General features: G+C 70.0%; 14 protein-coding genes. 10 read left to right on the top strand and 4 right to left on the bottom strand.

The annotated features are described in order from the left end of the window. Positions 1 to 25 precede the first annotated feature (25 nt). Positions 26 to 1,381 carry a hypothetical protein gene (locus RIN75_RS27940; protein ID WP_309115010.1) on the top strand — a complete coding sequence of 452 codons (1,356 nt, stop codon included), beginning with the start codon at positions 26 to 28 and terminating at the stop codon, positions 1,379 to 1,381. Here RIN75_RS27940 and RIN75_RS27935 read toward each other — a convergent pair. Continuing rightward, entirely contained in the window at positions 1,311 to 2,426 is a 1,116-nt protein-coding gene (locus tag RIN75_RS27935; RefSeq protein ID WP_309115009.1) for an acyltransferase, read from the bottom strand. The genes RIN75_RS27940 and RIN75_RS27935 overlap by 71 nt on opposite strands. Before the next feature lie 916 nt (positions 2,427 to 3,342). On the opposite strand from RIN75_RS27935, the gene RIN75_RS27930 reads away from it, so the two are divergent. The 6 genes from RIN75_RS27930 (at position 3,343) to RIN75_RS27905 (ending at position 7,706) form a co-directional block, all read left to right on the top strand. Next, positions 3,343 to 4,299, top strand: coding sequence for a glycosyltransferase family 2 protein (locus tag RIN75_RS27930; RefSeq protein ID WP_309115036.1), 957 nt, complete (start codon positions 3,343 to 3,345; stop codon positions 4,297 to 4,299). Next, entirely contained in the window at positions 4,296 to 4,706 is a 411-nt protein-coding gene (locus RIN75_RS27925) for a GtrA family protein (RefSeq protein ID WP_309115008.1), read from the top strand. The genes RIN75_RS27930 and RIN75_RS27925 overlap by 4 nt, the downstream gene beginning before the upstream one ends. After that, positions 4,706 to 5,953, top strand: a complete 1,248-nt coding sequence (locus RIN75_RS27920; RefSeq protein WP_309115007.1) for a mannosyltransferase family protein — start codon at positions 4,706 to 4,708, stop codon at positions 5,951 to 5,953. Before RIN75_RS27925 ends, RIN75_RS27920 begins: the two co-directional genes overlap by 1 nt. Before the next feature lie 132 nt (positions 5,954 to 6,085). Continuing rightward, complete coding sequence (locus tag RIN75_RS27915) at positions 6,086 to 6,457, top strand: Uma2 family endonuclease (RefSeq protein WP_309115006.1); 372 nt, start codon at positions 6,086 to 6,088, stop codon at positions 6,455 to 6,457. Between the two features lie 77 nt (positions 6,458 to 6,534). Beyond that, positions 6,535 to 6,945 carry a MarR family transcriptional regulator gene (locus RIN75_RS27910; RefSeq protein WP_309115005.1) on the top strand — a complete coding sequence of 137 codons (411 nt, stop codon included), beginning with the start codon at positions 6,535 to 6,537 and terminating at the stop codon, positions 6,943 to 6,945. 137 nt (positions 6,946 to 7,082) lie between these two features. Further along, positions 7,083 to 7,706: a hypothetical protein gene (locus RIN75_RS27905; RefSeq protein WP_309115004.1), complete on the top strand. Its 624-nt coding sequence runs from the start codon at positions 7,083 to 7,085 to the stop codon at positions 7,704 to 7,706. A 91-nt stretch (positions 7,707 to 7,797) separates the two neighbouring features. Here the strand turns inward: RIN75_RS27905 and RIN75_RS27900 are convergent, their stop codons facing one another. Continuing rightward, positions 7,798 to 9,336, bottom strand: a complete 1,539-nt coding sequence (locus RIN75_RS27900; RefSeq protein ID WP_309115003.1) for an amidohydrolase — start codon at positions 9,334 to 9,336, stop codon at positions 7,798 to 7,800. Positions 9,337 to 9,411: 75 nt separating this feature from the next. Between RIN75_RS27900 and RIN75_RS27895 the strand changes: the two genes are divergently transcribed. Together RIN75_RS27895 and RIN75_RS27890 are read left to right on the top strand one after the other, a co-directional pair. Further along, positions 9,412 to 10,359 (top strand): methionyl-tRNA formyltransferase, encoded by a 948-nt coding sequence (locus RIN75_RS27895; protein ID WP_309115002.1) that lies wholly within the window; start codon positions 9,412 to 9,414, stop codon positions 10,357 to 10,359. Between the two features lie 105 nt (positions 10,360 to 10,464). Beyond that, positions 10,465 to 11,130, top strand: coding sequence for an HNH endonuclease family protein (locus RIN75_RS27890; protein WP_309115001.1), 666 nt, complete (start codon positions 10,465 to 10,467; stop codon positions 11,128 to 11,130). Here the strand turns inward: RIN75_RS27890 and RIN75_RS27885 are convergent. Both RIN75_RS27885 and RIN75_RS27880 read right to left on the bottom strand, forming a co-directional pair. Then, positions 11,111 to 11,542, bottom strand: a complete 432-nt coding sequence (locus tag RIN75_RS27885; RefSeq protein ID WP_309115000.1) for a hypothetical protein — start codon at positions 11,540 to 11,542, stop codon at positions 11,111 to 11,113. The genes RIN75_RS27890 and RIN75_RS27885 overlap by 20 nt on opposite strands. Positions 11,543 to 11,561: 19 nt before the next feature. Further along, entirely contained in the window at positions 11,562 to 12,359 is a 798-nt protein-coding gene (locus RIN75_RS27880) for a hypothetical protein (RefSeq protein WP_309114999.1), read from the bottom strand. Between the two features lie 151 nt (positions 12,360 to 12,510). Between RIN75_RS27880 and RIN75_RS27875 the strand changes: the two genes are divergently transcribed. Then, entirely contained in the window at positions 12,511 to 13,992 is a 1,482-nt protein-coding gene (locus RIN75_RS27875) for a CYTH and CHAD domain-containing protein (RefSeq protein WP_309114998.1), read from the top strand. Positions 13,993 to 14,034: the final 42 nt, after the last annotated feature.

Below are 14,034 nucleotides of genomic sequence, written 5' to 3'. Positions count from 1 at the left end.
CGCCTTTCGACGGGGGGAGCTGACGGTGCTGGGTGAACGGCTGCACGGACTGGTGCCCGACCACCGGGCGGTGCGTCGCCCTCGGACGTTCTACCTGGCCGGGTTCGTCGCCGCCGTCGCCTTCCCGTTCCTCACGCCCGCCGGCCGGTCGCACCTGACCCACGTCTGGGCCGAGGACGGCGCGCGGTTCCTGTTGGACGGGGTCAAGGAGTCGTCCGTCACGAACCTGATCACCCCGTACGGCGGATACCTGCACGTCATCCCCCGTTTGAGCGCCGAACTGGTGGCGCTGCTGCCGCTGGAGTGGGCGGCCGCGGGCTTCGCGCTGTCGGCCGCTGTCCCCCGCGCGCTCGTGGCGCTGGTCACTTTCGCCGCCTCAGGCGGCTACCTGCGCTCAACGGCCCTGCGCGTGGCCCTGGCCGCCCTGGTGATCGTCCTCCCGGTCGGCAACTCCGAGCCGCTGGGCAACATCAGCAACCTGCACTGGTTCCTGCTGTACGGCCTGTTCTGGGTGCTCCTGTGGCGCGACGCCCCCCGCGTCCCCGCCCTGCTCTTCACAACACTGGCCACGCTGTCCACCCCAATGGCCTTCGTCCTGGCCCCACTCGCCATCCTCCGGCTGTTCGTGCACCGTGACCGAGCCGTGGCGACCGTCTTCCTGATCACCGCCGCCATCCAAAGCGCAGTGATGATGTTCGCCGAACGGACCCCGTACTCCCACGACGCCGTGGACCCGGTCCAGGTACTGCTAGCGGCCCTCCTACGAGTACCCCTGGCCGGTCTCACCGGATCCGAGCAGGTCCCTGACCTCTACCCGAGGTTCGGCAACGTCCCACTCCTGATCGCCCTACTCCTGATCGCCGTGCCGATCACAGCCGCCCTCGTCTGGCGCGACCGCCCCGCACGCTTCCTCACCCTCCTGAGCATCGGATGCGGCATCGGCATCATCACGTTGTCCCTGGTCGCCAACTGGACCGTCGCGCTCCAGGTGCAGCAGCCCGGCGTGGTGATGACATCCCAGCGCTACAGCGTCCTACCGTGCCTGCTGCTGTTCACCGCAGTCGCAGTCGGCTTGGACGCCACCCCAACCCGAGGCCGCCGGCTGGTCATCACAACCAGAACCGTGATCGCCTGCACCTTGCTCGTCTCGATCGTCCAACACGTCCGAGACCAAGCCGGCGTCCTCACCGGCGTCACATGGACCGACAGCGTGACGGCAGCCAGGGCGCAGTGCTCCACCGGAACCAGCCCGGTGGGCCGTTTCGTGCACGAGCCGCCAGGCTGGTTCTTCGAACTCCCCTGCGACCTGATCAGGCAGGCGCAGGCACCGGCACAGCCTCGACCACCGGCTCCTCGGTCCTCTTCCGCCGCTGCGCGATGATCCGCCGCCCCATCGCGATCGCCGGCTGCTCGAACCACCGGTAAACGACGTCCGCCATCAGCAACGACACCGCCACCACCACGATCGCCGTGAGCGTCCCGTTCACCGCGAAGCGCGGGATCGTCAGCACCACGATGAAGTGCGCGATGCCCTGCACCAGGTACAACGAGTACGACCGGTCCCCGACGAACCGCATCGGCGCGGTCGACAGCACCCACCGCACCGGCCCGCGCGACACCAGGACGACCAACAGGAAGGCCACCAGCACCGCGTACCCGACGAGCAGGAGCGTGTTGTTGCGGGTGGACGCCCAGAGGTCGGTCATGTTGACGTGCAACGCCAGGAACACACCGACCACCGGCACCGCCGCCCACGGGTGCGTGAACGGCCTGACCAGGGCGAACGACCGTTCGTTGTGCATCAGGATGGCCAGCAGCGCGCCGATCAGCAGGATCGCGTAGTGGACCGTCGACTCGTAGAGGGTCGTCAGCGAGAAGTCCATGATCCAGCCGCCGGTGAACGGGATCAGCGCGACCATCGCGACCAGCGCCACCACGGCGACCGCGATCCGCCGCTTCACCGCCGCCACGCCCACGACCACCATCAGGGCGGGCCAGAACAGGTAGAACTTCTCCTCGATGCCGAGCGTCCAGGAGCCGCTGAAGAAGTTGTTCGGGCCGGTCGGGTTGGCCTCGGGGAGGAATTCGTTGAAGAAGGTCAGGTAATACGGGAGGGCGGTCGGGAACTCGCGGGAGTGGAACTCGCCGCGCAGCCAGCAGAAGACGACGATGAAGCCGAGGATCACCAGGTAGGGCGGCAGGATGCGGAAGACCCGGCGCAGGTAGAACGCCTTGAGCGAGATCCGGCCGGTCGTGCTCTGCTCGCGGAGGAGCAGCGTGGTGATGAGGAACCCGGAGAGCACGAAGAAGATGTAGACCCCGACCCACCCGGACACCCAGAGCCACTTCGGCCCCGCGAAATGCGAGACCACCACGATGACGGCGGCCACGGCCCGGAGGCCGTCGAGCGCGGGAAACCTCCGCATGGCCCTGAACTCGGCATGGGTCAGCACCGCGCACAGCCCTTTCCGTGGGGACTCCACACGCCAGAACCGGCGTCGGGGACGCCACACGGTACCCGAGCCCCCGAGCCCATCCCCGCATCGGTGCAGGACAGTGACCTCCAGCTCCACACACCCCAAGCACCCGCCCCTGGCGCCGCCCTCCGCACGAAGCGCGGTTGCTTTCGCGCCGCAGGCGCGGCTTTTGCTCGGGCTATCAGCCACAGGAAGGGCGCCTGCCGCGCGGCGAGCGCCGCTTTTGATCTTGAGAGCGCGCAGCGCGTCCGCTTGAGAGCGCGCAGCGCGTCCGCTTGAGAGCGCGCAGCGCGTCCGCTTGAGAGCGCGCAGCGCGTTGATCTTGAAACGCGCAGCGCATGGAAGAGCGAAGCGCCTGCGGCTTGCCTCCGGCCCCCGCTTCAATCATCTCACGCGGGTACGACAAAGCCGTTCGTTCAGCCCACCGAGCAGCACCAGCAGGCTGGGGCAGCGAGCCAGCCCCTGGGCACAGCCGGGTGACACCGAGGGAGCGGCAGCGAAGGCGGGTGGCCACGAAGGCAGGGTGGCCACGAAGGCGGGCAACAGCGAAGGCGGGTGACAGCGACGGGGTGACAGCGACGGGGTGACAGCGACGGGGTGACAGCGCAGCCTGCCGAACGAGCCGGAGCCCGACCTGCGTATAGTGCGCGCCGACCGCCCGTGGTGAGGCCGGGCGCCACTCCTGTCACGAGCAAAGGCACGAGCAAAGGACGGTTGGCCCGTGAGCGCCGAGGCAACCGAGGCACCCGCCCCCGAGGCACCCGCATCCCAAGCACTCCAAGCCCCCGAGGCACCCGCACCCCAAACACTCCGGGCCCCCGAGGCACCCCAAGCCCCCGAGGGCGGGAAGAAGCACGTCACCTACATCTTCCCGATCTACAACGAGGCCGGGAACATCGACCTCCTCCACCGCACAGTCTCCCAGGTCACCGAGGAACTCGCCGACCGCTACGACGTGAGCTTCATCTACGTCGACGACGGCAGCAAGGACGAGTCCCTCACCCACCTCCAGGCCCTCGCCGACCGGGACGACCGGGTCACCGTGATCGAGCTGTCCCGCAACTTCGGCCACCAGATGGCGGTCACCGCGGGCCTCGACCTGGCCGACGCCGACGCCGTGATCATCATGGACAGCGACATGCAGGACCCGCCCCGGGTCAGCCTGGAGCTGGTCGAGAAGTGGGAGCAGGGCTACGAGGTCGTCTACGCCCAGCGCCGCTCGCGCCAGGACACCGCGTTCAAGAAGCTCACCGCCAGCGCGTTCTACCTGTTCCTGCGCAAGGTCGCCTCGATCGACATCCCGCGCAACACCGGCGACTTCCGCCTGATCGACCGCAAGGTCGTCGACGAGCTGCGCAAGTACCGCGAGCGGGACCGGTTCCTGCGCGGGCTGGTCAGCTACATCGGGTTCCGGCAGACCGGCGTGCTGTTCGACCGCGACGAGCGCCACGCGGGCGTGACCGGTTACCCGCTGAGCAAGATGCTGCGGTTCGCCGCGGACGGCATCCTCGGCTTCTCCGTCGCTCCCCTGAAACTCATCAGCCGGCTGGGCTACTTCATCTCGTTCCTCAGCTTCCTGGGCATCCTCTACGTCGGGGGCGTGAAGCTGTTCGCGCCGGAGACCGCAGTGCCGGGCTGGGCGTTCATCACGATCGGCATGTTCTTCCTGGGCGGCATCCAGATCACCATGCTCGGCGTGCTGGGCAGCTACATCGGCCGCACCTACGCCCAGTCCCAGGCCCGCCCGCTCTACACGGTCGCCTCCGTGCGCACTGCCCTACCCAGCCGCACCCACAACCAGGACCGGAGCCTCGTGCGGTGAGACCCGGACTAGCCACCAAGATCCGGTTCGGCCTGGTGGGCATCGCCAACACGCTCGTCGACCTCGTGGCCTACACGCTCCTCTCCCTGGCCGGCGTGCCGATGTTCGTGGCGAACCTGCTGTCCACCTCGGCCGGCATGGCGTGCAGCTTCACCCTCAACCGGTCGTTCACCTTCCGCGCCCGCACCGGCGACGTGAAGTCCCAGGCCGCGCTGTTCCTGCTGGTCACGGCGTTCGGCCTGTGGGTGGTGCAGCCGATCGTGATTAGCCTGGTCACCGGGGCGTTCGAGGGGACGCACCCGGTGGTCGCCGTGGTCGGGCCGAAGCTGTCCGCGCTGGTGTTCAACCTGGTGTGGAACTACACGCTCTACAGCAGGCTCGTCTTCAGACCCAAGGAAGCCGCCTGATGACGGACGTGATGACCCGCACCGAGCAGGCCTCCCCGGAGTCCGCCCGAGAGCACAAACCCCGGTGGCACCACACGGACTGGGCACGGGCGTTCGCCCTGGTCCTCGCCTGGCACGCGGTGCTGTCCGCGGTCGCCGTGCTGTTCCAGGGTTCCCTGCCGGTCGGCGAGGGCTACCCGGTGAAGGTGCTCGGCCCGGACGCCACCCTGCTGTCGCACACCTACCGGTGGGACGCCGAGAACTTCCACCAGATCACCAACGGCGGCTACGCGAACGAGGCGACGCCGTGGGTGCCCGCGTTCTACCCGTTCTTCCCGTTCCTCGTGTGGCTGGTCGAGACGATCTCTTTCGGGCTGCTCGGTTTCCTGGCCGCGGGCATGGTCGTCAACGTCCTGGCGACGTGGCTGGCCGCCGTGGCGCTGCTGCGGATCGCCCGGCACTTCGTGACCGGTGAGCGCGCGCCGTGGCTGGTGGTGGCGGCGTTCCTGACCGCGCCGACGGCGTTCTTCGCGCACGCCTTCTACAGCGAGGCGGTGTTCTGCGCCCTCGGGTTCTGGGCGTACCTGTTCGCGTTGCGGCGGCAGTGGGTCTTCATGGGGCTCACGCTCATCCCGCTCACCGCGACCCGCATCACCGCCGTTCTCTTCGTGGGCCTGTGCTTCCTGGAGTTCTACCGCGCCAAGGAGTGGAAGCTCCGCGGGCTGCTGTCATGGCACCTGCTGTGGTTCCCGGCCGCCGGTCTCGGGGTCGCGGCCTACGCGCTGGTGCTGAAGATCGTCAAGGGCGACCCGCTCGCGATGTTCTCCGCCTACGACACCGTGTCGACGTGGGGCTACCACGTGGCGAACCCGAACATCCCGGCGACGCTGTGGGGCGAGCTGAAGGTGTCGCTGCACGCCCTGGCCGGCGGGCGGCCGAGCAACTGGGACCTGATCAGCCACATCCTGCCGCTGTTCGGTCTGGCAGTGCTCGTAGCGCTCTTCGTGTACCTGTTCGCGGCGCTGAAGAAGGACGGCATCCCGTTGGCCGCCTTCGGGTTGGCGTCGTTCGTGATGTTCACGCTGAACAGCAACGTCGTGTCGGTGCACCGGTACCTGTTGCCGTGCGTGGTGATCTACGTGGCGATGGTGGTGGCCGCACAGCGCAAGCCGGCGCTCAAGCCCGCGCTGTACGGCTGGATGTACGCGTCCTCCCTCGTGCAGACCGGCGTGTTCCTGCTGTTCGTCGCAGGCATCTGGGCCGGTTGACGGTCCCCGGCGCACAGACGCACAGACGCACAGACGCACAGACGCACAGACGCACAGACGCACAGACCATCCTCAGCACTTCCGACCCAACGCCGCCAGCCGCGCGAACCGCTCGCGATCGCGTTGACCGCGGTGTGCCCTCCGGACTGGGAGGTGCTGCCCGTGCCGGTGGACGTCGTGCTGGCCGACGACACCGTGTTCATCCCCGACGTGGTCGTGCACGCTCCGCGGTGCTTCCGGGCGACCGGTCCGCGTTCACCACCCGGGCGTCGATCGGGCCGCCCGTGCCGGCCCGTCGAGGTGCACTCGCCGCGCACCCGCCTGGTCGACCTGGAACTCAAGCGGGTCAAGCTGGGAGAGGCCGGGTGCCCGCACTACCGGCTGGTCGACCCGGACCTGCCCGCGCTGCGCTGCCTCGCCCTGCGCGACGGCGCGTACGAGGAGGTGGTGCTGTCCGAGGGTGCCGCCGTGGTCGAACTGGACGAACCTTCCGGGTGCGGCTGAGCGCGCTCTCACTCGTCGGCGACACCCCGCCGCAGGCATAGGATGTAGGCCCACACCTGCGCTCCCGGGGGTCCGAGTTGTCCGTCCGCGCCGCCTGGTCCGACCTGCACGCGCTGCACCACCGGATCAACGCCAGCCTGGAGCGCGCCCTGCAGCGGAAGTTCCACTTCGGGATGTCGGAGTTCACCGCGCTGTCCGCCCTGCACGAGGCGCCCGACGGTGAGCTGCGGATGCAGGAGCTGACCGAGGTGGTGGGCCTGAACCAGAGTTCGGTGAGCCGCCTGGTGGCGCGCCTGGAGCAGTCCGGCCTGACCGCCCGCGAGGTGTGCGAGACGGACCGGCGCGGGGTGTACAGCAAGATCACCGCGGAGGGGCGGGCGGTGTACGAGAGCGCGGCCCCGTTCTTCGAGGAGACCTTGAAGGCGATCTTCGACGAGGTCGAGGCCGACCCCGACCTCGGCCCCCTCCTGTCCAAGGTCCGCGCCTAGCCACCCCTGCTCGGCACCCGCTCCGCACTCACTCGATCACCCCTCCGTGCACCCGTCCGTGCACCCGTTCGGCCACCCGAAATTGTCGTACCCGCCCGGTAGAATTCGAACGTAAGTTCGATCGAGGGGAGCCTGCCGTGGTGGAGCCGGTCAGCGTGACCGCGTTGTCGTTCACCGAGTACGTGATGAGCGGTCAGCGCGGGCGCATCAGCATCGTGTCCGAGCAGCGCAGCGTGTACCTGGGTGTCGACCCGTGGGTGTGCGGGTTCTACAACCCGATGAGGGACGCCATGCGCCGGGCGGCGAACTCGATCGACCCGGATGCCGAGCTGGACGCGGCGGTGCGCTCGGCGTCCAGGAACGGCCAGCCCAGGGCGTTCGAGGAGCTGCGCGAGGGCTTCCTGCCGTGGCTGCGCTCGACGAGGGCGACCGGTGTGCCGGTGGCGGCGACGAGGTGGGAGGCCGGTGACCTGACCCTGCGCGTGCGCCCCCACCTGGGCCTGCGCATGCCGGACGGTTCGACGGCGGCGGTCCTGGTGTACGTGAAGGAGACACCGATGACCCAGGAGGCGGCGAACGTGGGCCTGCGCATCCTCCAACACACGATCGACAAGACCCTGCCCGGCGCCACCCCGCTCCTGCTGGACGCCCGCCGAGGCCGCGCCTTCCGCATGTCGAGGCGAACAAACCTGGCCAAGCTCGACGCCCTGATCGCCGCCGAAGCCGCCGGCTACGTGGTCCACTGGCGCATGAGCGCCTGACTCCCAGACCCCCACACGGCGGGCCTCCACCCCCGGAGGCCCGCCCACTCACGCTGCCCGAACACCGCAGATCAATACCGCGAACACAAGCTCAGTCGGCGAACCCCGCCGGATCGTGCCGGAACTCGCCGCCCACCACCGTGGCCAGCACCGCGATCTCCGAGATCCGCTCCACCGAAACCTCCCGCGGATCACCGTCCAACACCGCGAAATCCGCCAACTTCCCCGGCGTGATCGACCCCAACACCCCCTCCACCCCACACGCATGAGCCGCCCCGCGCGTGTAAGCCGCCAACGCCTCGGTCACCGAGACCGCCTCCCCCGACCCCACCGCCAACCCCGTCCGCGACCGCCGCTCCACCATGAACCTGATGCCCCGCAACGGATTCCCGTCCGCCACCGGCCGGTCCGAAGACCCCGCCACCACGATCCCCCGCTCCAGGAACGACCGCCCCCGGTACAACCAAGGCGCCCGCTCCGGCCCCATGATCTCCGCGTAATCGTCCCCGTAAGCCCACAAAAACGCAGGTTGCACAACGGGAATCAGCCCCAGCGAAGCAATCCGGTCCAACTGGTCCGGCCGCACCAACCCGCAGTGCTCGATCCGGTGCCGCGCCCCCGGCCGAGGCACCAACCGCTGCGCCTCCTCCACGACATCCAACGCGAAGTCGATCGCCCGGTCCCCGATCGCGTGCACCGCCAGCTGCCACCCGGCCGCGTGCCCGTCCAGCAACGCCGCCCGCATCACCGCCGGGTCGTCCTGCCACTGCCCCACCCCGCCCACCGTGTAGGGCTGGGTCAACGCCGCCGTCCGGGCGATCATCCCGCCATCGGTCCACAGCTTCAGCGCCCCGATGGACAGCCAGTCCGACCCCAGCCCCGTCCGGATCCCCAACGGCAACGCCCGCCGCACCCCGTCCGCCGGGTGCGCCCCCACCTCGCGCAACTCCATCGCGGACACCATCAACTGCACCCGGATCGGCAACGGCTCCCGCTGGTACGCGGCGACCTCGATCGGACTGCTCCCGATCAACCCCGCCCCCACCCCGGCTTCGGCGGCCAGCACGACCCCCTCGCGCAGGCACTGCTCCGCCCCCAGCCGCACGTCCGACGCGATGTCCGCCACCGGGTACGGCAGGATCAACGCCCGCACCGCCGTCTGCGCGCTCTCCGCCAGAAACCCATCAGACGAGGGCACCCCCAGCAACCCGAGCACGTCACTGCTCACCACGCACGCGTGCCCAGACACGTCCTGCACGTACACCCGCGACCCGACCGAGTCCAGATCACGCGCGGTCAACGGCCGGTCCAGCACGCGGTGGTCGTACCCCGCCGCCTCCAGCCACGTCCCGCGCGGCGCGGCCCGCAACACCTCCAGCACCTCGGCGACGGTCCGGCACCTGGACACATCCGGCACGCGCGACGCCCGACCGGCCCACGCCAGGTGGGTGTGCGCGTCGATGAACCCGGGCAGGACGGTCGCGCCACCCAGGTCCACCACCCGGCGCGCCGGCAGGTCGGTGTCCAGCGCCACGATCCGACCGCCCCACACGCCCACCGAGGACGCGGACGGTCGGTCCGGGTCGAGCGTCACGAACCGGCCGCCGGTGAGCTTGAGGTCGAGGATCACCCGTGCAGGCTAGCGAACCGCCTCCTTAGGTTAGGGTTAGATAACTTAGGCGAGCCTAAACCGAGGAGGGGCCCGATGCGGGTCGTCATGTTCGGCTACCAGACCTGGGGCCACCGCACGCTGCAAGCCCTGCTGGACTCCGAGCACGAGGTGGCGCTGGTCGTCACCCACCCCAAGAGCGACCACGCCTACGAGCGCATCTGGAGCGACTCCGTCGCCGACCTGGCCACCGAGCACGGCGTCGAGGTCGTCATCCGCAACCGCCCGGACGACGACGAGCTGTTCCAGAAGCTCAAGGAGGTCGCCCCGGACGTCATCGTGGCCACCAACTGGCGCACCTGGATCCCGCCGCACATCTTCACCCTGCCCCAGCACGGCACCCTCAACGTCCACGACTCCCTCCTGCCCGCCTACGCGGGCTTCTCGCCGCTGATCTGGGCCCTGATCAACGACGAGAAGGAGGTCGGCGTCACCGCGCACATGATGGACGAGACGCTGGACGCGGGCGACATCGTCCTCCAGCGCGCCGTCCCGGTCGGCCCGCGCGACACCACCACCGACCTGTTCCACAAGACGCTCGAACTGTTCGGCCCGATCACCGTCGACGGCCTGGCCGAAATCGCCAAGGGCCGCACCGACTTCACCAAGCAGGACCGGTCCAAGGCCAGCTTCTTCCACAAGCGCGCGGAGGAGGACCTGCGCATCGACTGGACGTGGGAGGCCGAGGAACTCGACCGCCTGGTCCGCGCGCAGTGCGCCCCGTACCCCAGCGCGTTCTGCTTCCACAAGGGCAAGCGCCTGGAGATCGTCGAGGCGGACGTCTCGGCGGCCCGCTACGGCGGCACGCCCGGCCGGATCTTCTACCGCGAGGGCGACGGCGTGGCGATCGTCGCGGGCGCCGAAGCGCGCCGGGGCCGCAACCGCGCGTTGCTGGTCAAGAAGGTCCGCACCGAGGACGGCCGCGAACTGCCCGCCGCGGAGTACTTCACGCACATGGGCGGCTACCTCACCAGCCGCCCCTGACGGCCGCGGGGTGCCCGGTGGCCGGGCACCCCGAAACCCGTTGGCCCGCCGTCTCTTTTCGCACCCGGTGATCTCGTCGTGACCGTGATCGCTGATCATTGGGCCATGAGCCGGAAGCGGTCGACGACGTGGGTCAGCGTGGTCGTGTTCCTCCTGTTGATCGTCATCGGGTACTACCTGACCCGCTACCAGGACGAGACCGCACCACCCACCACCACCCAGGGACCCGCCGAACCCGGCCAGGACCCGGCAGCGCAACTCGCGGCCCTGACCATCGCACCCGAGGGCAAGATGGCCGGCTACAGCCGGGACCGCTTCCCGCACTGGAGCAGCCAGGGCAACTCGTGCGACACCAGGGAGATCGTGCTGCAGCGCCAGGGTTCGGACGTCCGCAGCGACGACCAGTGCCGCGCGACCTCCGGCACATGGGTCAGCGTGTACGACGGCGAGACCATCACCGACGCGGGCAAGCTCGACATCGACCACACCGTGGCGCTGGCGGAAGCGTGGCGCTCGGGCGCGGACAAGTGGACCGACGAGCAGCGCCAGAAGTTCGCCAACGACCTGGGCGGCATCCAGCTGATCGCGGTCTCGGCCACCAGCAACCGGGCGAAGGGCGACCAGGACCCGGCCAAGTGGAAGCCGCCGGTGCAGGGCTACTGGTGCACCTACGCGCTGAACTGGATCTCCGTCAAGACGACCTACAAGCTCACCATCGACCAGGCCGAGCACGACGCCCTGGCCTCGATGATCACCCAGTGCCCGAAGTAGCCGGCCAGAGCTGGGCCAGCCCCAACGCTTCCGGCTCGCCCTCGCCGACCTCGTCGAACGGCAACTCCCGCCACGCCAACCGCACGCGATAACGCCCAGGACCACCAGGCACCTCAAGGACCGCCCCGCCCGCGGTGTTCTGGTCGATCACCAACCGCCCGCTCGGCAGGGACAGCGTCACGTCCTCCACCCGAGGCCATTCTCGGCCGTCGAACGGCGCAGGCTCGTCCCAGAACTCGACCCGCAGTCGCGCCCGGATGACGTCGTCCTCGGTCCCGAGGAACACAGCCGTCTCACCCACGCTCAGCCCGGCTTTCCCCGGCGGCCCGGGCAGATCACGCGCCGATCCGTCCACCAGGCCGAACATCCGGTAGTCCGTCACGATGTCGTGGTCGTCGCCCGCCAGCAGCACCCGGGCACGCTACCTCGCCTCAGGGGCGCAGGGACTGCAGCTGGTCCACCAGATCCGTGTAAGCCTCGGTCCGCCGAACCCAAGCCGCCGACCCCGAAGCGGCCGAAGGCGGGTCCCCCAACGGGTCCACGGCCGTCCGCACCCCGTACTCCAACCGGTACGCGATCAACCCGGTGGCCGCCCGCAGCCACGGCGACGGGTCCGGGCTGGTGATCTCCCCGAGCCCCACCCGGAACCACACCGGCATCCGCAAGTCCTGCGCCAGCGCGCGTTCCAGCCGCCGCGCCGCCGCGTCCCAGATCTCCTCGCGCGCCTTCTCGCCGGCGACGATCGCCTCCTGCCGCCACGCCTCCTCGGCCGCCGCGCTGTCCGCCGCCAACCGGGTCGCCGCATCCAGCGCACCGGCTTCGCGCGCCCCGATCTGCCAGTCGAGCTGGTGCACCTCGTGCTCCAGCGCGTCCCGCTCGAACCTCGGCATCCGGCCCGACGCCAGGCGCGCCCCGCCCGCGTCCCGGCGTTCCTTCAACGCCTCGTACTCGGCGACTTCCTGCCGCAGCTCCACGCGGACCGAGTCGGCCAACACCTCCTGCTCGGCTTCCCACGCCGCCCGCAGCGCGGCCACGATGTCGGCCACCTCGCCGTCCACGGCGTCGAGGTCCTCGTCCGGTCCCGAACCGGCGCCGGACAGGCGGCGCTCCAGCACGAGCAGCCGCGCGCTGACCCGGCCCAGTTCGGCGGTCAGCACCTGGGTCGTCGTGATCAGGTCGGCGACGGTCGGCTCGACCTGGTCGAGTCGCTCTTTCTCGGTGGGCGCCACGCGATCCAGCCAACCCCACGAACCCCGTCTCACCAGGCCCGCAGCCGAAAAACCACACAGACAAACGGCAACAACCGCCCATCAGGGTCAACGGTCGACTACGCACAGCGACATTCGGGTAAATGAGTCCCCAACGGTGTATGTCTAGAACATGTCGACATCAGTGCGCGAGACCGAACGAAAGTTCGATGCGCCCACGGGCGCCGACCTCCCGGATCTGGCCGACCTGCCTGGTGTCGCCGCGGTGTCCGGCCCGGAGCAGCAGCAACTGGAAGCCGTCTACTACGACACCGCCGACCTCCGCCTGGCCCGCGCCGGCCTGACGCTGCGCCGCCGCACCGGGGGCGACGACGCGGGCTGGCACCTCAAGCTCCCGGTCGACGGCGACACCCGCGAGGAGGTGCGGCTGCCACCGGGGCGCGCGGCCAAGCACCCGCCGCGGGAACTGGGCTCGCTGGTCCAGGTCCACGCCCGCGGTGACGCGTTGTCGCCCGTCGCCCGCATCCGGACCAACCGCCGACGCTGGCAGCTCGTCGACGACAAGGGCGGCCTGCTGGCCGAGGTCGTCGAGGACCTGGTGTCCGCGCAGGACGTCACCGACGACTCGAACGTCGACTCCTGGCGCGAGATCGAGGTCGAGCTCGGCGACGGCGGCGACACCGACCTGCTCGACCGGGTCGAGCAGCGCCTCAACGGCGTCGGCATCCACCGGTCGACCTCGTCCGCCAAGCTCGCGAAGCTCCTGGCCGACCGCATCGGGCCGACGCCGCCGCCGCGGACCGACAACACCGCCGGCGGGGTCGTCCTCGCCTACCTGCGCGAGCAGGCGGACTCGCTCAAGGCGCACGACCCCAAGGTCCGCCGCCGCGAGGAGGACGCCGTCCACCAGATGCGGGTCGCCACCCGCCGGATGCGCAGCGCGCTCCAGGCGTTCGGCCAGGTCGTCGAGCGCGACGAGACCCGGGCGCTGACCGACGAGCTGAAGTGGATCGCCGGGGTGCTCGGCGAGGCCCGCGACGCCGAGGTCCTGCGCGCCGCGTTCGAGGCGCACGTCGCCGACCTGCCCGGCGAACTCGTGCTCGGCGCCGTCCCCGCGCAGCTCACCCGCTACTTCGCGCCGCGCGAGGAGCAGGCGCACCAGGCCGCGGTGACCGCGCTGGACAGCCGCCGCTACTTCGACCTGCTCGACGCGGTGGACGCCCTGATCGCCGACCCGCCGCTGACGCCGCTGGCGTCCGGCAAGGCGAAGAAGGTGCTGCCGCGGTTCGTCGACAAGACGTACCGCCGGTTGAAGAAGGCCGCGGACAACGCCCACGACGACACGTCCCTGCACGAGGCCCGCAAGGCCGCCAAGCGGCTGCGGTACGCGGTGGAGACCGTCGAGCCGGTGTTCGGCAAGTCCGCCAAGAAGTACCGCAAGCGGCTCAAGCAGCTCCAGACGCTGCTCGGCGAGCACCAGGACAGCGTCGTCGCGCGGCCGGTGCTGCGGGAACTGGGCGCGCAGGCCCACCTCGACGGCGAGAACGGGTTCACCTTCGGCGTGCTGCACGGCCGGGAGACCGCGCGGGCGCGGCGGGTGGAGGAACGGTTCCCCGCCGTCTGGGCGGACCTGGGCCGCCCGAAGCTGCGGTAATTGGTCCAGACCTTGACACCACCTGGTCCGGCTGTAACGGTG

This window comes from Saccharothrix sp. (genome assembly GCF_031180885.1).
GTDB lineage: Bacteria > Actinomycetota > Actinomycetes > Mycobacteriales > Pseudonocardiaceae > Actinosynnema.
The sequence above is the reverse complement of the archived record's forward strand: the minus strand, read 5'-3'. Positions and strand labels throughout refer to the sequence as shown.